Annotated in this window: 14 protein-coding genes; 10 read left to right on the plus strand and 4 right to left on the minus strand. The window is 68.6% G+C overall.

Annotated elements, in window-relative coordinates:
- Positions 1–6 precede the first annotated feature (6 nt).
- The 9 genes from rplU to ACAG26_RS11815 all read left to right on the plus strand — a co-directional run bounded on the left by rplU (position 7) and on the right by ACAG26_RS11815 (position 14,207).
- Positions 7–318, plus strand: a complete 312-nt coding sequence (gene rplU, locus ACAG26_RS11775; RefSeq protein WP_370482359.1) for a 50S ribosomal protein L21 — start codon at positions 7–9, stop codon at positions 316–318.
- 18 nt (positions 319–336) lie between these two features.
- On the plus strand, positions 337–591 hold the full coding sequence (rpmA, locus tag ACAG26_RS11780) for a 50S ribosomal protein L27 (protein ID WP_370482360.1): 255 nt from the start codon (positions 337–339) through the stop codon (positions 589–591).
- Between the two features lie 94 nt (positions 592–685).
- On the plus strand, positions 686–2,122 hold the full coding sequence (gene obgE / locus ACAG26_RS11785; protein WP_370482362.1) for a GTPase ObgE: 1,437 nt from the start codon (positions 686–688) through the stop codon (positions 2,120–2,122).
- A 45-nt stretch (positions 2,123–2,167) separates the two neighbouring features.
- Positions 2,168–3,268: a glutamate 5-kinase gene (proB, locus tag ACAG26_RS11790; RefSeq protein WP_370482364.1), complete on the plus strand. Its 1,101-nt coding sequence runs from the start codon at positions 2,168–2,170 to the stop codon at positions 3,266–3,268.
- A gap of 1,141 nt (positions 3,269–4,409) precedes the next feature.
- A complete protein-coding gene (locus ACAG26_RS11795) occupies positions 4,410–4,682 on the plus strand; it encodes an acyl carrier protein (protein WP_370482365.1) in 273 nt (90 codons plus the stop codon).
- Positions 4,683–4,700: 18 nt separating this feature from the next.
- A complete protein-coding gene (locus ACAG26_RS11800) occupies positions 4,701–9,164 on the plus strand; it encodes a type I polyketide synthase (RefSeq protein ID WP_370482366.1) in 4,464 nt (1,487 codons plus the stop codon).
- A 12-nt stretch (positions 9,165–9,176) separates the two neighbouring features.
- On the plus strand, positions 9,177–10,886 hold the full coding sequence (locus ACAG26_RS11805) for a fatty acyl-AMP ligase (protein WP_370482367.1): 1,710 nt from the start codon (positions 9,177–9,179) through the stop codon (positions 10,884–10,886).
- A gap of 10 nt (positions 10,887–10,896) precedes the next feature.
- Complete coding sequence (locus ACAG26_RS11810) at positions 10,897–11,337, plus strand: MmpS family transport accessory protein (RefSeq protein WP_370482368.1); 441 nt, start codon at positions 10,897–10,899, stop codon at positions 11,335–11,337.
- Positions 11,334–14,207 (plus strand): RND family transporter, encoded by a 2,874-nt coding sequence (locus tag ACAG26_RS11815; protein WP_370482370.1) that lies wholly within the window; start codon positions 11,334–11,336, stop codon positions 14,205–14,207. Before ACAG26_RS11810 ends, ACAG26_RS11815 begins: the two co-directional genes overlap by 4 nt.
- Here the strand turns inward: ACAG26_RS11815 and ACAG26_RS11820 are convergent, their stop codons facing one another.
- Both ACAG26_RS11820 and ACAG26_RS11825 read right to left on the minus strand, forming a co-directional pair.
- Positions 14,208–15,038 (minus strand): NAD-dependent protein deacetylase, encoded by an 831-nt coding sequence (locus tag ACAG26_RS11820; RefSeq protein WP_370482372.1) that lies wholly within the window; start codon positions 15,036–15,038, stop codon positions 14,208–14,210.
- Positions 15,039–15,156: 118 nt separating this feature from the next.
- Positions 15,157–15,696, minus strand: a complete 540-nt coding sequence (locus tag ACAG26_RS11825; protein ID WP_370482374.1) for a cysteine hydrolase family protein — start codon at positions 15,694–15,696, stop codon at positions 15,157–15,159.
- A 58-nt stretch (positions 15,697–15,754) separates the two neighbouring features.
- Between ACAG26_RS11825 and ACAG26_RS11830 the strand changes: the two genes are divergently transcribed.
- Entirely contained in the window at positions 15,755–17,809 is a 2,055-nt protein-coding gene (locus ACAG26_RS11830; RefSeq protein WP_370482375.1) for an NAD(+) synthase, read from the plus strand.
- A gap of 24 nt (positions 17,810–17,833) precedes the next feature.
- Here the strand turns inward: ACAG26_RS11830 and ACAG26_RS11835 are convergent, their stop codons facing one another.
- Together ACAG26_RS11835 and ACAG26_RS11840 are read right to left on the minus strand one after the other, a co-directional pair.
- Positions 17,834–18,379 (minus strand): YbhB/YbcL family Raf kinase inhibitor-like protein, encoded by a 546-nt coding sequence (locus ACAG26_RS11835; protein ID WP_370482376.1) that lies wholly within the window; start codon positions 18,377–18,379, stop codon positions 17,834–17,836.
- Positions 18,376–18,924, minus strand: coding sequence for a 3-isopropylmalate dehydratase (locus ACAG26_RS11840; protein WP_370482415.1), 549 nt, complete (start codon positions 18,922–18,924; stop codon positions 18,376–18,378). The genes ACAG26_RS11835 and ACAG26_RS11840 overlap by 4 nt, the downstream gene beginning before the upstream one ends.
- Positions 18,925–18,929 lie beyond the last annotated feature (5 nt).

Below are 18,929 nucleotides of genomic sequence, written 5' to 3' on the forward strand. Positions count from 1 at the left end.
GAAGCGATGGCGACGTACGCAATCGTCAAGACCGGCGGCAAACAGTACAAGGTTGCCGTCGGTGACGTGGTCAAGGTCGAGAAGCTGGACTCCGAGCCCGGCGCCTCGGTGTCGCTGCCGGTGGCCCTGGTGGTCGACGGCGCCAAAGTCACCACCGATGCCAAGGCGCTGGCCAAGGTGGCGGTGACCGGTGAGGTGCTCGAGCACACCAAGGGCCCCAAGATCCGCATCCACAAGTTCAAGAACAAGACCGGCTACCACAAGCGGCAGGGTCACCGTCAGCGGTTGACCGTGCTCAAGGTCACCGGCATCAAGTAGGCGAGGGAGCGAGCAGAGATGGCACACAAGAAGGGCGCTTCCAGCTCACGTAACGGCCGGGATTCCGCCGCCCAGCGGCTCGGCGTCAAGCGGTTCGGGGGCCAGGTCGTCAAGGCCGGCGAGATTTTGGTGCGGCAGCGGGGTACCCACTTCCACCCGGGTGTCAACGTCGGCCGCGGCGGCGACGACACGCTGTTCGCCAAGGAGGCCGGCGCCGTCGAATTCGGCCTCAAACGCGGCCGCAAGACGGTCAACATCGTCCCGGTGGCCTAGCGGCTGGCCCTTGGCTTCGCGAACGTGCACCCAGGGCGGGAATCACGGCTAAATTTCGCCATGACTGCACGTTCGGCGAGCGAGAGGAACCCCGATGCCTCGGTTTGTCGACCGCGTCGTGATCGATGTGCGGGCGGGCTCCGGCGGGAACGGCTGCGCTTCGGTGCACCGCGAGAAATTCAAACCATTGGGCGGTCCGGACGGCGGCAACGGCGGCCGCGGCGGCAGTGTGGTGCTGGTCGTCGACCCGCAGGTCCACACCTTGCTGGACTTCCACTTCCGGCCGCACATCACCGCCCCGAACGGCAAGCAGGGCATGGGTGCTCACCGCGACGGGGCCGCCGGTGCCGACCTGGAAGTCAAGGTTCCCGACGGCACCGTGGTGCTCGACGAGCAGGGCCGGCTGCTGGCCGACTTGGTCGGCGCCGGAACCCGTTTCGAGGCCGCGGCCGGTGGTCGCGGCGGTCTGGGCAACGCCGCGCTGGCGTCGCGGGCCCGCAAAGCGCCCGGCTTCGCGCTGCTGGGCGAGAAGGGCCAGGCCCGCGACCTGACCCTGGAGCTGAAAACCGTCGCCGACGTCGGCCTGGTCGGTTTCCCGTCGGCCGGGAAATCGTCGCTGGTGTCCGCGATTTCGGCGGCCAAACCCAAGATCGCCGACTACCCGTTCACCACCCTGGTGCCGAACCTGGGGGTGGTGTCGGCCGGTGAGCACACCTTCACCGTCGCCGACGTGCCCGGCCTGATCCCGGGTGCCTCGGCCGGGCGCGGCCTGGGGCTGGACTTTCTGCGGCACATCGAGCGCTGCGCGGTGCTGGTGCATGTCATCGACTGCGCCACCGCCGAGCCGGGCCGCGACCCGATCTCCGACATCGACGCGCTGGAAGCCGAACTGGCCGCCTATCAGCCGACGCTGCAGGGGGATTCGGCGCTGGGTAACCTCGCCGAACGGCCCCGGGCGGTGGTGCTCAACAAGGTCGACGTGCCCGACGCGCGGGAACTCGCCGAGTTCGTCCGCGACGACATCACCGCCGCCCGCGGCTGGCCGGTGTTCGAGGTGTCCACGGTCACCCGGGACGGATTGCGGCCGTTGACGTTCGCGTTGTGGGAGCTGGTCGCCGCGTACCGCGAAGCCCAGCCGCCGCCGGTGGCACGCCGGCCGGTGATCCGCCCGGTCCCCGTCGACGACACCGGTTTCACCGTGGAGGCGGACGGACAGGGCGGCTTCGTGGTGCACGGGGCGCGGCCCGAACGCTGGATCAGCCAAACCAATTTCGACAACGACGAGGCGGTCGGCTACCTGGGGGACCGGCTGGCGCGGCTGGGCGTCGAGGACGAACTGCTGCGGCTGGGCGCCAAACCCGGCTGCGCGGTCACCATCGGGGAGATGACCTTCGACTGGGAGCCGGCCACCCCGGCTGGCGTCGACGTCGCGTTGTCCGGGCGCGGCACCGACGCCCGGCTGGACCGCACCGACCGGGTCGGCGCCGCCGAACGCAAAGCCGCGCGCCGGGCCCGCCGCGAGCATGAGTAGCGCCGGCGACGATGCAGAGCGCAGCGATGAGGAGGAGCGGCGCCGATGAGTAGCGCCCGGGAGGCGGTGCGCAGCGCGCGCAGCCTGGTCGTCAAGGTCGGCACCACCGCACTGACCACCCCGACCGGGGTGTTCGATGCCGGGCGGCTGGCGTCGCTGGCCGAGGCGATCGAGGCCCGCATGACGGGCGGCTCCGACGTCGTCATCGTGTCGTCCGGGGCGATCGCGGCCGGCATCGAACCGCTGGGGCTGTCCAAGCGCCCCACCGACCTGGCCACCAAACAGGCCGCGGCCAGCGTGGGCCAGGTCGCCCTGGTCAATTCGTGGAGCGCGGTGTTCGCCCGCTATCGGCGCACGGTCGGGCAGGTGCTGCTGACCGCGCACGACATCGCGATGCGGGTGCAGCACACCAACGCCCAACGCACCCTGGATCGGCTACGGGCGCTGCACGCGGTGGCCATCGTCAACGAAAACGACACGGTGGCCACCAACGAGATCCGGTTCGGCGACAACGACCGGCTCTCGGCGCTGGTGGCGCATCTGGTCGGCGCCGACGCGCTGGTGCTGCTGTCCGATATCGACGGCCTCTACGACGCCGACCCCCGCAAGGGCACGGCCCGGTTCATCCCCGAGGTCACCGGGCCCGCCGACCTGGACGGGGTAGTGGCGGGGCAGAGCAGCCACCTGGGCACCGGCGGGATGGCCTCCAAGCTGTCGTCGGCGCTGCTGGCCGCCGACGCCGGGGTGCCGGTGCTGCTGGCCGCGGCCGCCGACGCCGCCGCCGCGCTGGGCGACGCCTCGGTGGGCACCGTGTTCGCCGCCCGGGCGAACCGGATGTCGGCGCGGAAGTTCTGGGTGCGCTACGCCGCGGACGCCGCCGGGTCGGTGACGCTGGACGCCGGGGCGGTCGAGGCGGTGCTGGGCCGGCGCCGCTCGCTGCTGTCGGCCGGGATCACCGCGGTGACGGGTCGGTTCGCCGGCGGCGACGTCGTCGAACTGTGCGGACCGGACGGCGCGGTCGTGGCGCGCGGCGTGGTCGCCTACGACGCCACCGAACTGGCAGGAATGATCGGCCGCTCCACCGCCGAGCTGCCCGCCGAGCTGCGTCGCCCGGCCGTGCACGCCGACGACCTGGTCGCGGTGTAGCTGCTGCTTCGCCGCGCCGCGAGCCCGTCGAGATGGGCTCGAGGTACAGCGCGCCCCAGACGATCTCGGCCCGCGTGGTCGCCAGCTCGGCATCGTGGCTGGTCAGTTCGCGACGTATGGCCGAAAGCGGAGTCCCAGCAAAAGCCCAGCGGCCCAACGAAAACCGCCCACCAACTGAACTAGCAACATAGCACACCCACTCGCGCCGATCGACGACCGGGGCACGCCAGCGTCGGCCTCACCCGACTCGGCCGCGCACAGTGAACTGTAAGGTAACTCGCAGGCGCGCTGCAAAGGGCTGGTCAAGTGACCGCCCGATTACGTTGCTGCTGCTGAGAGCGTCGACCCCGTTCAGGTCGGGCGCCGATCCGTGGAAACATATGCGCATCCGGCTACGCTATGCTGGCGACGTGAACTTCGGACGTGCCAACCAGAGCGTGGTCGTGGCGTGAGTTCGCGGTAACCCGTGTTGCATCATCGTCGTGGATGAACGACGCGGTTCTAAATCCACAGGGTCGGGGCAAGCGAATTGGCAGAAATGGAGGTAAGTATGCCGACTAGCGCGCAGTAAGGCTTCCGACGTTGATCAGCCTGCATCTACTGTGCTGCTTGCTCTTTCCGGTCCGTGTATCACAGACGGTCGGTGCCCGCGCTTCGGGCGAAACCGTGTAATCAGGGCAAACCACGACGCTCGACGAGCCTTATAGGTTTGGACCCCCTAATGGTTGCTGAAACCAGTAGGGGGTCCGCAGCCGACGAAGCGGCAACTTCGTCGACTGTGCTCTGCCCACCCACGAGTAACCGTGGTCGCGAAACTACGTGTTTTGACTCATGAAAGGACATTTCCGAGCGGTGTAAAGACTACTCTTCAATTCGACCAGGCGGCAACAGCTACCCGGTCGTGGACGGCGCTGCATCGGCGGTACGGCCGTATCAACCCCTCTACCAGCGACTTCACCGAGGTGTGTCGCGGTGCATCCGGCTGCCGTCAGCAGGGCGAGCCGGTGACCTCGACGAGGGTCCGGGACACGTTCGGCCAGCGCGAAGTCGACCGCAATTGGGCAATTGATTAAGCAGTGCAGGGCAGTGGCTTTTTCGAAACGCCAAAAAAATGGATAGCGATGATTGGAGAAGATTACAGATGACGGTTGTGACCCAACACCACGATGTGCTGGATCTCGTCAAGGATGGCCTTCTTTCCGTGGCCACTATTGAACTGCCCGAATTGACGCCAGATCTCGAAATCGCGGATCTTGGCTACAACTCCGTGCAGACCATGGAGTTTTTGACCTACCTCGAAGAAGAAACCGGGGTGTCGTTCTCGCCGCGGTCCTTGATGACCGTGGAGACACTGGCCGATCTGGCCGAGGTGGTGCGGTCGGCGGTCTCCGAAGCCGCAGTCGCCGCCCGCTGAGCCACGAAAGACGCTGACATGACTGGGGACTCGCAGACCGGCACCCGGCTGGCTGTGGTGGGGATGGCGTGCAATATCCCGGGCGCCGCGGACGTGAAGTCGTTTTGGCAGATGCTGGCGTCCGGGCGTTCGGCGTTCGGTCAGGTGCCGTCGGATCGGTGGGACCACCGGCCGTTCTTCGATCCGGAGGGCCGGGCGCCGAACTCCGCCTACAGCGATGTGATGGCCACGGTGACCGACATCGATCGGTTCGATCCGCTCGATTTCGGTATTTCACCGCGGCAAGCCGAAGTGATGGACCCGCAGCACCGGATTCTGCTGACCGCGACCCGCGCGGCGCTGGACAACGCCGGACTGGACGAGCAGACGCTGTCCGGCCGGAAAGTCGGCGTGTACGTGGGCATCTCGGCCAGCGACTTCCGGGAGCTGATGACGGCTCCACTGCGGGCCACCCAGTTCAGCACCGGCGCGTTCGGGGCGCGCAGCGAAACCGGCCTGGATGAGTTGGCCGCCGCGGTGCCCCCGGTGCGGGCGTTCACCATGCCCGGCTCGCTGTTGAACATGGCGGCGGCCGCGATCACCCGCAGCTTCAACCTGCGCGGACCGTCGATGGCCATCGACGCCGCCTGCGCGTCGTCGCTGGTCGCGCTGTACAACGCGGTGCTGGCGTTGCGGGCCGGGCAGTGCGAAATCGCCGTCGTCGCGGGCGTGCACCTGAACCTGGTACCCGACGGCCTGGTGCTGTTCTCCAAGATCGGCGCGGTGTCCAAATCCGGGGTGTGCCGGCCGTTCGACGCCGACGCCGACGGTTTCGTGCTCGGCGAAGGCGTGGGCGTGGTGGTGTTGACCCGCGAAGACGCGGTCCCCGACGACGCCGAGGTGTATGCCTGGCTGCGCGGCATCGGCTGCACCAGCGACGGCGGCGGCGCCGGGGCGATGGAACCCCAGGTCGGCGGCCAACGCGCCGCCATCGAGTCGGCCCTCGCCGACTCGGGGCTGTCGGCGGCCGACGTCGACTACATCGAAGCGCACGGCACCGCCACGGTGGTCGGCGATGCGGTGGAAGTCGAGTCGTTGAGCCGGTGCCTGCCACCCCGGGACGGGTCGCCGCGCTACCTGGGCAGCGCGAAAGCCAATGTCGGGCACGCGATGTCGGCCGCCGGGGTGATCGGGCTGATCAAGGCCGCGCTGGTGTTGCGGCACGGGGTGGTGCCCCCGCATCCCCAGCTTGGTGACGAGCGGCCCGAGCTGCGGTTGGCCGAGCGCGGCCTGGTGGTGCCCCGAAACCCCCAGCAGCTGCCCGCCGTTGACCGCGCGCACATCGCCGGGGTCAGCGCCTTCGGCTTCGGCGGCACCAACGTGCACGTGCTGCTGGAAGCCGCGCACGCCGAGCGCGCCACCGCGCCGGCGTCGAGTTGGCTGATCCCGGTGCGGGGCCGAAACGCGGCCGAGGTCGCCTTCCGGTGCCGGGCCCTGCTTGACGACCTCGACACCGACGTCGAGCTGGGCGGTGTCGCCACCACGTTGGCGCGGCGCGCGGACCGGGGCGCCGAACTGGTGCTGCTGGCGGCGTCGACGGCCGAGCTGCGTGAGCAGCTGCACACCGCGGTGGCCGCCCTGGAATCCGAGGAGCCCGCTGCGGTCGTGGTGGCCGACGGCATCTGGTACCGGGACCGCCCGCCCGGCGACGACGCGCCGCGGCTGTGTTTCCTGTTCGCCGGCCAAGGCTCGCAAAAGGTCAGCGACGCCGCCACATTGCGGTCCGCGGACCCGGCGCTGACCCGGGCCATCGAACGGCTGGCGGCCGCCGCCGACAGCCCCGGGCTGCTGGCGACCATGTACCCGGCCGAGCCCAGCGCGGAGTCCGCGGCCGCCTTGGCCGCCACCGACCGCTGCCAGCCCGCCCTGCTGGTGACCCAGCTGGCGGTCGCGCAGCTGCTGCAGGCGGCGGCGGTGCATCCCGACGTCGTCCTCGGGCACAGCGTCGGCGAGTTCAGCGCGGCGGCGCTGGCCGGTGTGCTCACCCCGGAGCAGGCCGTGCATTTCGCCGCGCGGCGGGGTGAGGCCATCGGCAACGCCGACATCCCCGCCGGCGGGATGCTGGCGTGCCGAGCCGACGAGCCGACCGTGCAGGCCCTGCTCGACGACGAATCTTCGGCGTGGATCGCCAACCTCAACGCGCCCCAACAAACGGTGGTGGCCGGAACCCGCGACGGGCTGACCCGGGCCGCGGAACGGCTGGCCCACGCCGACGTGGCGTACAAGACACTCGACGTGTCGCATGCGTTCCACAGCCCGCTGCTGGAACCCGCCAACGCCCAGATCGCCGCGCACGTGGACGCGCTCACCCTGGCCGACCCGCAGCTGGAATTCGTCTCCTGCCTGTTCGCGCACCGCTACCGCGACGCCGACGACGTGCGCCGGGCCTGGCGTCAACATGCGCTGGCGCCGGTCCGGTTCGCCGAGGCGCTGGCCACGGTGGGCACCGAGGGCACGGTCTTCGTCGAGATCGGCGGCGGCGCAACGCTGCTGAACCTGGCCCGGGCGGCCGGAGCGCCCCCCGAGCGGCTGATCTCGGCCGGCGACTTCGGTGCCGACGCGCAGCGGGCGGTCAACCGGCTGCGCGGGCAGCTGCGTGCCCTGGGCCTGCGGGTGCCGCTGCCCCGGTACGGCAGCGGCGGTGGCGCCTTGCTGTCCGACCCGGCCCCGCCGGCGAAACCCTTGTGGCCGTTGAAGAGTGCACCGCACCGGTCGGTGGCGACCGTGGTCACGCCGGCCGCGGCTGCGCCCGAGCCGGGCCCGGTTGCCGTCGACCGCCGCACCGACACGAAGGACAAGGACACCGTCATGGTCATGCAAGACATCGTCGCGTTGTGGCGGGAACAGACCGCCGTGGTCGCGCAGTGGCTCGACGACACCGGCAACCAGCTGCCCGCTGCGCCGGCGCCGCCGAGCCCGGCGCCGGCGCAGCCGGCCGGCGCCGCCGCACGCCCGGAGGTCGTCCTCGCCGAGATCGCCCACGTCGGCTCCTATGAGGTGAGCCACCTCAAGCCCGAGCACGCCCTGGTCGGCGACCTCGGGTTCGACTCGCTGATGCTCACCCACTTGATCAACCGGTTACGCGTGTACTACCCGGACTTCGAAGTGCCGCAGATCAACCCGGGTGACCTGACGGTGCAGGCGGTGCTGGACTGGGTCGGCGGGCCCGACGGCGTGACACCCGCAGCGGCGCCGGCCGAACCGGTGCCCGCCGCCGCCCCGCCGCCCGAACGCGGGATCCGCGACTTTCCCGAATGGCAGGCGCTGCAGCAACGGCTCACCGCGTTCCACGACGCCGGCATCGAAAACCCCTACTACACGGTGCACGAACGCGTCGTCAACGACACCACCCAGATCGGCCAGCGGGTGCTGATCAACTACTCCAGCTACAACTACCTAGGTCTGTCCGGCGACGCCCGGGTCACCCGCCGCGCCCAGGACGCCACCGCCCGCTACGGCACCTCGGTGTCGGCCAGTCGGTTGCTGTCCGGGGAAAAACCCGTCCACCGCGAACTCGAAGCCGCGATCGCCGGGCTGCTGCACGTCGAGGACGCCGTGACGTTGGTGGGCGGGCACTCCACCAACGTGACCGCCATCGGGCATCTGCTCGGGGAGCACGACATCGTGCTGCCGGACGCGCTGGCCCACGACAGCATCATGCAGGGCTGCCATCTGTCCGGTGCGACCCGGCGGCCGTTCCGGCACAACGACGCCGCCCATCTGCGTGAGCTGCTGCGCAATGTGCGCGGACGGTACCGCCGCGCCCTGGTGGTGATCGAGGGCGTCTACAGCATGGACGGTGACATCGCGGACCTGCCGGCGTTCATCGAGATCGCCAAGGAATACGACGCGATGCTGATGGTCGACGAGGCGCACTCCATCGGGGTGCTGGGCGCCCACGGTGGGGGAGTCGGCGAGTACTTCGGTGTCGACCGCTCCCAGGTGGACATTTGGATGGGAACGCTGTCGAAATCGTTGTCGAGTTGCGGCGGCTACCTCGGCGGTTCGCGGGAGCTCATCGAGTACCTCAAATACAGCCTGCCCGGCTTCATCTACAGCTGCGGGCTGCCACCGGCGTCCACCGCCGCCGCGTTGGCGTCGATCGAGATTCTGCGCGCCGAACCCGAGCGGATCTCCGCGCTGCACGCCAACGCCGACTACATGCGCTCGGCGTTCACCGCGTACGGATTGCCGTACGGGGACAGCAAGGACACCCCGATCATTCCGTTCGTCGTCGGTGATTCGATGCGCTGCCTGTCGTTGGCGTCGCGGCTGCGCGAGGCCGGCGTCAACGTGGACCCGATCATGTATCCCGCGGTGCCCAACGACCAGGCGCGGCTGCGGTTCTTCATCACCGCCCAACACAGCTTCGAGCAAATCGACCGGACCGTGGGCAGCCTGGCCCGCGAGTACCGGAACCTGGCTGATCGCGCCATCGCCTAGAAGGAGAAACACATGCCCCAACAGAGCGCCCCCAAGTCGGTGGTCGAGGCCCTGAACCTGCATGCGCCACAACGTCACCGGGGCTTCACCTTCGTCGGTGACGACCGCAGCGAAACCTTCGTCTCGTTCGCCGAGTTGCGCGAATTGGTCGCCCGCGCGGCCAGCGCGTTGGTCGCCCGCGGCATCGGCCGCGACGACCTGGTGGCGCTGATCGTGCCCGACGCCCGGGAGTTCGTGACCAGTTTTTTAGCCGCGGTGTGGGCCGGCGCCATCCCGGTCCCGCTGTATCCGCCGGTCGGTCTGGGCAAACAGGACGCCTACCTGGATTACATCGGCGGCCTGCTGGAGTCGGCCAGCGTCACCCGGCTCATTGCGCCGCAGTGGGTGGACCAGGCGCTGGGGCTGAGCCAACGATTCGCCGGGCAGCTCACCGCGGTGGCGCATGCCGACGCGCTGGACGCCGAGGAGCTGCTGGAGCCCGCCGCGCGCCGACCCGACCACACCCTGTTCCTGCAGTTCACCAGCGGCAGCACCGGCAAACCCAAGGCGGTGGTGGTCACCGATGCGTCGCTGTGGGTGAACACCGAATCGTTCGTGTCGACGCTGGGCTGCAACGAGGTCGACCACATTGTGAGCTGGTTGCCGCTGTACCACGATATGGGTTTGATCGGGAAAATGCTGGCGCCGCTGCTGTTCTCGCTGAACGCCACGTTTTTACCGACGCTTGCCTTCCTGCGGGACCCCAGCATTTGGCTCGACACCATTTCCCGGCAACGCGGCTCCATGTCGTTCGCCCCGAATTTCGCCTACGCCTTGGCGACCAAGAAGGCCACCCCGCCGGAGGGCGGATGGGATCTGTCGAGCATGCGGGTATTCGGTTGCGCCGCCGAGCCGATCCACCCCGACACGCTGGATGCGTTCATTGAGAAATTCGCCGCGCACGGGCTTCCGCCCGAGTCGGTGGTGCCCGGATACGGCATGGCCGAGGCCACACTGGGGATCACCCTGGACCGGTTGGACCGCCCGTTCCATCGACTGGAGGTCGCCGCGGAGGCCTACCACGGCACCGGTGCGGTGAGGCCGCCGGCAACCGGCGAGGAGGCGCTCACCTTCGTCAGCTGCGGCCGGGTGTTCGCCGACGGGCACGCGGTGCGCATCACCGACGAAAAGGGACGCGAGGTCCCCGCCGGCCGCGTCGGCGACGTGCAGTTCCGCGGCCCGTCGCTGGCCGCCGGGTACTACCGCAACGAGGAGGCGACCGCCTCCGCGTTCCTACCGGACGGGTGGCTGGCCACCGGCGACCGCGGGTTCATCGTCGACGGCGATCTGTACATCACCGGGCGCAAAAAGGACATCCTGATCGTCAACGGCCGCAACTACGATCCGCAGCACGTCGAATGGGCGGCCGCCGACGTGCCGGGCATCCGGAAAGGGAACGTGGTGGCGTTCGCGGTGCCCGGCGAGGACACCGAACAGATCATCGTGGTCGCCGAACGCAATGCCGCCCGCGACGACCACGACCAACTGGTGCGGCGCGCCGTGTGGAAACGCACCCGGTTGACCGTGGCCGACGCGGTGCTCCTCGAGCCCGGTCAGCTGCCGAAGACCTCCTCGGGCAAGGTGCAGCGGTCCCGCACCCGCGACCTGTATCTCAGCGGCGACCTGGTGTCGGGCACCGTGGCGACCCGGACCCACGCCCACGCCGATCCGGCGAGCGTCTAACGTGTCGACCGTGCAGCGACAACGGGGGCGGTGGTTGACCCGGGCCTGGGTCCCGCTGGTGGTGCTCGCGATCATCGCCTCGGCCGGCTATGCGGTGTTCCGCCTGCACGGAATCTTCGGCTCGCACAACATCAATGCCGCCGTCGGCGACAAGGACGACTCGGCCAACGTCATCCCCAAGGATGTGGTGTACGAGGTGTTCGGGCCGGCCGGGACCACCGGCCAAGTCCACTACCTGGACGAGCAGACGCAGCCGCAGCGGGCGAGTTTCACCGACCTGCCGTGGTCGTTCACCATCACCACCACGCTGCCGACGGTGTTCGCCAGCGTCGTCGCGCAGGGGGATAGCGGGACGCTGGGCTGTCGCATCATCGTCAACGGCGCGGTCCGCGACGAGCATGCGGTGCACACCGCAAACGCCCAGACCTTTTGCCTGGTGAAGGCGGCATGAGCAGACACGGCGCCCCCAGCTGGTCCGACCGCGCGGCGAACCTGGTGCGCCGGTTTCCGGTGCCGATCATTGTGGTCTGGCTCGGCCTGACGGTGGTGCTGAACGTCGTTGTCCCGCAACTCGAAGTGGTCGGCAAAGAGAACTCGGTGTCGCTGGCGTCCCGGGCGTCGCAGTCCTACCAGGCGCTCAAGCGCCAGGGGGCGTTGTTTGCGCAGTTCGACTCCGACAGCATCGCCATGGTGCTGTTGGAGGGCGACGCCCCGCTGGGTGAGCGCGCCCGCGAGTACTACCAGGACCTGATCGGCCGGCTCGCCCAGGACACCGCCCACGTCGAGCACGTGCAGGACTTTTGGGGCGACCGGATCACCGCCGGCGGTGCGCAAAGCTCGGACCGCAAAGCGGCGTACGTGCAGATCAACCTGGTGGGGGACCAGGGCACCACCACCGGCAAGGATTCCGTTCAGGCGGTGCGCGACATCGTCGCTCACGATCCGCCGCCGCCCGGCCTCAAGGTGTACGTGACCGGCCAGGCGGCGTTGACCGCGGACATGAACAACGCCGGCGATAAAAGCCTCACCAAGATGACGCTGATCACCGTTGCGGTGATCGCCCTGGTGCTGCTGATGATCTACCGGTCCATCACCACGGTGCTGCTCATCCTGTTGGTGGTGTTCGTCGAGTTGGGCGCCTCGCGCGGGGTGGTCGCGATCCTGGGCCAGCACCACCTGTTCGGCCTTTCGGTGTTTGCGGTCAGCCTGATCACCTCGTTGGCGATCGCCGCGGGCACCGACTATGTGATCTTTTTCCTGGGCCGCTATCAGGAAGCACGCGCGCAGGGCCAAGACCGGATGGCCGCCTATGCCACGACCTACCGCAGTGTTTCGCACGTCGTGCTGGCCTCCGGTCTGACGATCGCCGGGGCGACGCTGTGTCTGAGCTTCACCCGGCTGCCGTATCTGCAAACGCTGGGGGTGCCCTGCTTTATCGGCATGCTGGTGGTGGTGGCCGCCGCGCTCACCATCACCCCCGCGGTGCTGTTGGTGGCCACCCGCTTCGGGTTGATGGAGGCCAATCGCGCGATCAGCACCAGACGGTGGCGGCGGATCGGCACCGCCATCGCCCGCTGGCCCGGCCCGATCCTGGCGGCGACCGGCATTGTTTCGCTGATCGGCCTGGCGATCCTGCCGTCGTATTCGGTGAGCTACAACGAACGGTATTACGTGCCCGATCGGCTGGCGGCGATCAAGGGACTTGAGGTGTCCGATCAGCATTTCTCCAAGGCGCGGATGAACCCGGACATCCTCTTGATCGAGGCCAAGCAGGACCTGCGCACCCCCGCGAACATGCTGGTGCTGGACAAGGTCGCGAAAAGCATCTTCCGGCTGAAGGGGATCAACAAGGTCCAAAGCATCACCCGACCGCTGGGCGCGCCGATCGCCCACAGCTCGGTGCCCTTTCAGGTGAGCATGCAGGCGGTGCCGATCAACGAGAACCTGGAGTATCTGAAAGAACGCATGGCCGATATGCACACGATGATCGGCAACGTCGGCGACATGATCGCCACCCTGGAGCGCATGCACGCCAAGATGTCCAACCTCGCCGACGTCAACACCTTGGCCCTCGACGACACCAAGGTCATGCAGGACACGACCGCGCAGATGCGCGACGAATTCGCGGACTTCGATGACCAATTCCGGCCGATCCGCAACTACTTCCATTGGGAGCCGCACTGTTACGACATCCCGATGTGTTGGGGGCTGCGGTCGATCTTTGACTCGCTGGACAGCCTGGACACCCTGACCGACAACATGCAAACGATGAACACCCACTTCAGCCAGCTGGACACCGCGCTGCGGGCGGTGAACGAGGAGCTGCCGCCGTTGATCACGGCGGCCAAGGGGGTCCAGGCGACGCTGTCGACCATGTACAGCAGCTACACCAGCCTGGTCGACCAGATGGGGCGGATGGCCGACACCGCCAGCGTGATGGGACAGGCCTTCGACGAGGCCAAAAACGATGACCTGTTCTATCTGCCGCCGGAAGCCTTCGACAACGAAGACTTCCAAAAGGGCCTCAAACTGATGCTGTCGCCCGACGGCAAGGCGGCGCAAATGATCATCACCCACCGGGGGGACCCGGCCAGTAACACCGCGTTGGCCACCACCACCGCCGAGCTCGAAGCCGCCCAGGACGCCGTCAAGGGGACCCCGCTCGACGAATCCTTGATGTATCTGGCCGGTACGGCGCCCACGTATCACGACATCGGCGAAGCGGTGAGCTATGACCTGATGATCGCGGCGATCGCGTCGCTGAGCCTGATCTTGATCATCATGCTGATCATCACCCGGGCCGTCGTCGCCTCCTGTGTGATCGTCGGAACCATCGCGGTGTCGCTGGGGTCGTCCTTTGGCCTGTCGGTGCTGATCTGGCAACACATCATCGGGCTGCCGCTGCACTGGATGGTGATGCCGTTCACCGTCATTGCGTTGTTGGCGGTGGGCTCGGATTACAACCTGCTGTTGGTGTCGCGGTTGCAAGAAGAACTGCGCGCCGGGTTGAACACCGCCATCATCCGGGGGGTCGGCGGCTCCGGCAAGGTGGTCACCGCGGCCGGTGTGGTGTTCGCGCTGACCATGGGTTCGATGATCTCCAGCGACCTGAAAGCCATCGGTCAGGTGGGCACCTCGATCTGCCTGGGGCTGCTGTTCGACACCCTGGTGGTCCGCGCGTTCATGACGCCGTCGATCGCGGCGCTGTTGGGCCGCTGGTTCTGGTGGCCGATGCCGGTCCGCAAGTACGCCACCCCGGCGCCGGCGGTGGCGGTACCGGACGACGCGGTGACCACCGAATTCGCCCGCCCGGTGGTCTAGCTACACCCGGGATTGAGCCAGCTCGGCAGCCAGCAGCGCCAGGATCGGCGAGCAGCCACCGTCGAGTTTGACGGTGGCCAGCGCGTCGCCGCGGGTGGGGCCCCGGTTGATGATCGCGACCGGGATGCCGGCCGCGGCGGCCTGGCGCACGAACCGGTACCCGGAGAACACCGTCAGCGACGATCCGGCCACCAGCAGCGCGTCGGCCGACGCCACCAGCGACGCAGCCTGCGCGACACGGTCTTTGGGGACGTTCTCACCGAAGTAGACGATGTCGGGTTTGAGCATGCCGCCGCAGGCCGGGCAGTCCAGATACCGAAACGACGCGGTGTCGGCGACCACGGCGTCGGCGTCGGGGGCCACCGCGATCCCGCCGAGGGCCTCGGCGCGGTCGAGAAACCCGGGGTTGAGCGCCTCCAACCGCTCGGCCAGGGCGGCGCGGCTGCGGGTGCGGCCGCAGCCCAAACACACCACCCGCGCGTAGCTGCCGTGCAGGTCGACCACGGTGCGGCTGCCCGCCTTGCTGTGCAGCAGGTCAACGTTTTGGGTGATCACCCCGGTCACCACCCCCGCCCGTTCCAGGGCGGCCAGCGCCCGATGCCCGGCGTTGGGCACGGTGGCCGCCATATGCCGCCAGCCCACGTGGTTGCGGGCCCAGTAGCGCTGCCGAAACACCGGGTCCCCGGTGAATTGGCCGATCGTCATCGGGTTACTCCGCGGGGAATCCGGCCCGCGGTAATCGGGGATCCCCGAGTCGGTGGAGATGCCGGCGCCGGTGAGCACCGCCACGCGCCGACCCGCCAGCAGCGCGACCAATGCGGGGGCATCCACGAGGTCGAGGGTAGCCGCCGCGTGGCGGGCTCCCCTCCCGCGCGAGCGTGCGCAGTTGTACGGCGACACGCCGCGGACGCTGGCATTCTGCGCACGCTCGCGGAACCGGGCAGCCAGCTCAACCGAGGCAGGCCGCCGCCGTGGTCAGCTCGGCGGCCATATTGCGCTGCATCATCTGCAGCGCCGCCGCCCCCAGGTCGGCGTCGATATGCGCGACAGCGTCGGTGGCCACCACCACCGGGACGTGGCGTACATAGGCGTCCAGCGCGCTGTAGAGGATGCACTGCTCGGTGACCTGCCCGGCCAGCACCAGGCGTTTGGTGCCCAACCGGCCGAGCAGATACTCCAGCGGGGTGGAGTAGAACACGCTGTGCCGCATCTTGGTGATGGTCCGGCTGCCGGCGGCCGGAACGATCGGGCGCACCAGGTCCGGCCGCGCCCCGGCCAGCGCCGAGGCGATGAGGTCGGCAAAGTCGGCGGTGAAATCACCGTAGTTGTCGTTGACATACACCAGGTCAACGTCGTCGCGGTCGGCCGCGCGGTCCACCAGGCCGGCCAGCGGCTCGACGATCTCGGCAACATTGGGTATCAGCAACTCAGCGTCGGGATGCCGGTAGTTATTCAGCATGTCGACGACCAGCACGGCGGTATCGCTCATGACCTTCTGATACCCGCTGGCCACGTATTGACACCGGACAGGCCAGAATGGGAGGACGATGGACTTCTACAACGCCTACCGGCACGGGTTCGTGCGGGTCGCCGCGTGCACCCACCACGCGGCGATTGGTGACCCGGCGGCCAACGCCGACTCGGTGCTGCGGCTGGCGCGTGACTGCCACGACGAGGGTGCGGCGCTGGCGGTCTTCCCGGAACTGACGCTGTCGGGCTATTCGATCGAGGACATCCTGCTGCAGGACACCCTGCTGGATGCCGTCGAGACGGCGCTGCACACCGTGGTGGCGGCCTCGACGGAGCTGTTGCCGGTGCTGGTGATCGGCGCGCCGCTGCGCCATCGGCACCGGGTGTACAACACCGCGGTCGTGGTGCACCGCGGGTCGGTGCTGGGTGTGGTGCCGAAGTCGTATCTGCCCACCAACCGGGAGTTCTACGAGCGCCGTCAGCTGGCGCCCGGCGACGACGAGCGCGGCGTGATCGGGCTCGGCGGCCCCTTCGCGGGGCACCCGGTGCCGTTCGGCCCGGATCTGTTGTTCGCCGCCACCGATTTGCCCGACTTTGTGCTGCACGTCGAGATCTGCGAAGACATGTTCGTGCCGGTGCCGCCGAGTGCGGAGGCCGCGCTGGCCGGCGCGACGGTGCTGGCCAACCTGTCCGGCAGCCCGATCACCATCGGGCGCGCCGAGGACCGGTGCCTGCTGGCCCGTTCGGCCTCGGCCCGGTGCCTGGCCGCCTACGTGTACGCCGCCGCCGGGGAGGGCGAGTCGACGACGGATCTGGCCTGGGACGGCCAAACCATGATCTGGGAAAACGGTGCGCTGCTGGCCGAAAGCGAGCGGTTCCCGCGCGGGGAGCGGCGCAGCGTCGCCGACGTCGACACCGGGCTGCTGCGCGCAGAACGGCTGCGGATGGGCACCTTTGACGACAACCGGCGCCACCATCGCGGGTCGGCGGAGTCGTTTCGGCGGGTGGAGTTCGAAGTGGGCCCACCGACCGGCGACATCGGGCTGCGCCGCGAGGTGGAGCGGTTCCCGTTCGTGCCGTCGGATCCGCAACGGCTGCAACAAGATTGCTACGAGGCCTACAACATTCAGGTGGCCGGGCTCGAGCAGCGGCTGCGGGCCCTGCACTACCCGAAGGTGGTGATCGGCGTCTCGGGTGGTTTGGACTCCACGCACGCGTTGATCGTCGCCGCCCGCGCGATGGACCGGGAAAACCGGCCGCGCAGCGATATCTTGGCGTTCACCCTGCCGGGTTTTGCGACCGGGGAGCGCACCAAGGGCAACGCGATCGCGCTGGGTAAGGCATTAGGCGTCACCTTCGAAGAGATCGACATCCGTGACACCGCCAAACTGATGCTGACCAACATGGACCACCCGTTCGGTCGCGGTGAACCGGTGTACGACGTCACCTTCGAAAACGTGCAGGCCGGGCTGCGCACCGACTACCTGTTCCGGATCGCCAACCAGCGCGGCGGCATCGTGTTGGGCACCGGTGACCTGTCCGAACTGGCGCTGGGCTGGTCCACGTACGGGGTCGGCGACCAGATGTCGCACTACAACGTCAACGGCGGGGTGCCCAAAACCCTGATCCAGCACCTGATCCGGTGGGTGATCAGCTCCGGGCAGTTCGACGACGAGGTGTGCCGGGTGCTGCAGTCGGTGCTGGACACCGAAATCACCCCGGAGCTGGTGCCGGCCGGCGAGGATGAGGAAATCCAGCGCAGCGAGGACACCGTTGGGCCCTATGTGCTGCAGGATTTCTCGCTGTTCCAGGTGCTGCGGCGCGGATTCGGGCCGGCCAAGATCGCGTTTTTGGCCTGGCACGCCTGGCGAGATGCCGATCAGGGCAGCTGGCCCCCGGGTTTCCCGGACGATGAGCGGCCGGCCTACCCGTTATCGGAGATCCGGCGTTGGCTGAAAGTCTTTGCGCAGCGCTTCTATTCGTTCAGCCAGTTCAAGCGCTCGGCGCTGCCCAACGGACCCAAGGTGTCCGCCGGTGGGGCGCTGTCACCGCGCGGGGACTGGCGGGCGCCGTCGGACATGTCGGCGCGGATCTGGCTCGACGCGATCGACCGGGAGATCCCCGAGCGCTAGGGCTCACGGTCATCGCCCGGCAGGTCAGCGCTGATAAGTGCCGGTCAGAGCCCCGCGGGCCAGGACGTGGCCGGCCATCATGGCCAGCAGCGCGTGGGCCGATGTGACGGTGTCCGGGATGGGCTGATCGAGCGCGAACACCTGAAATCGGTAGTGATGCGGGCCGTGGCCGGGAATCGGACGCGGGCCCGCGTAGCCGCAGTGGCCCAAACTACCGGCGATGAAACGGAACCCCGGGGTTCCGGGCTGCAGCGCGCCCTGTGCTACACCGTCCACGGTTGGGTCGATCACGGCGACGGTGTGCAGCAGCGGGCGGGGCAATGGGACGTCGACATCGTCGATGATGAGCACCACCTGCCCGGCTTCGGGCGGCACCCCAGTCCAGGTCAGCGCCGGTGAGACATTGTCGCCGACGCCTTCTCCCGCGCTGGAGGGCGGCAGTGGACCGCCGTCGGTGAAAGCGGCACTGCGCACGGTGATGGCGTCGGGTGCATCGAACTCGGCGGCGGCCAGCGGACTGCGCCGTGCGCCGGCCCGAACACGGTAGAGCAGCTTGCCCAGTAGCCTCACGCGCCGCTCCCGGCGCCGCGCATCGCCACCGTGCTGGACCGCAGCACCTCGCCGAGTTCGGCCGGTAGATAACCCTGCGCCGCCAGCCGCGGCAGCACCCCGCCGCTGGCGATGATGTCGAGGATCAGATCCGGCAGGGTGGGTACCGACCCCGACGCTTCGGTGGTGTCGTTGCGCCAGGTGCCGGTCGACAGATCGAACTTGCCGACGTCGCCTTCGCGAAACACCGTGGTGGCATCCGGCACCGTCATGGCGGGCAGCCCGGCGTTGACCGCGTTGCGGAAGAACAGCGAATTGAACTCCTCGGCCACCAGGCCCGCGACGCCGAGTTCGCCGAACAGCGCCGCGACCGGCCGCGACGAGCCGAGCCCGAAGTTGCGTCCGGCCACCACGATGTCACCGGCGGCCACCTGCTCGGTCCAGCCGGGCCGCACCTCGTAGAAGACGTGTCGGGCCGCTTCGGGCGGATCCATCTTCATCGCAAATGCCGGGTACATGGCGTCGGTGTTCAGGTCGTCGCCGAACACCCACACCCGGCCGGTGATGGCCA

The sequence above is a fragment of the Mycobacterium sp. pUA109 genome (genome assembly GCF_041287095.1).
Classification (GTDB): Bacteria; Actinomycetota; Actinomycetes; order Mycobacteriales; family Mycobacteriaceae; genus Mycobacterium.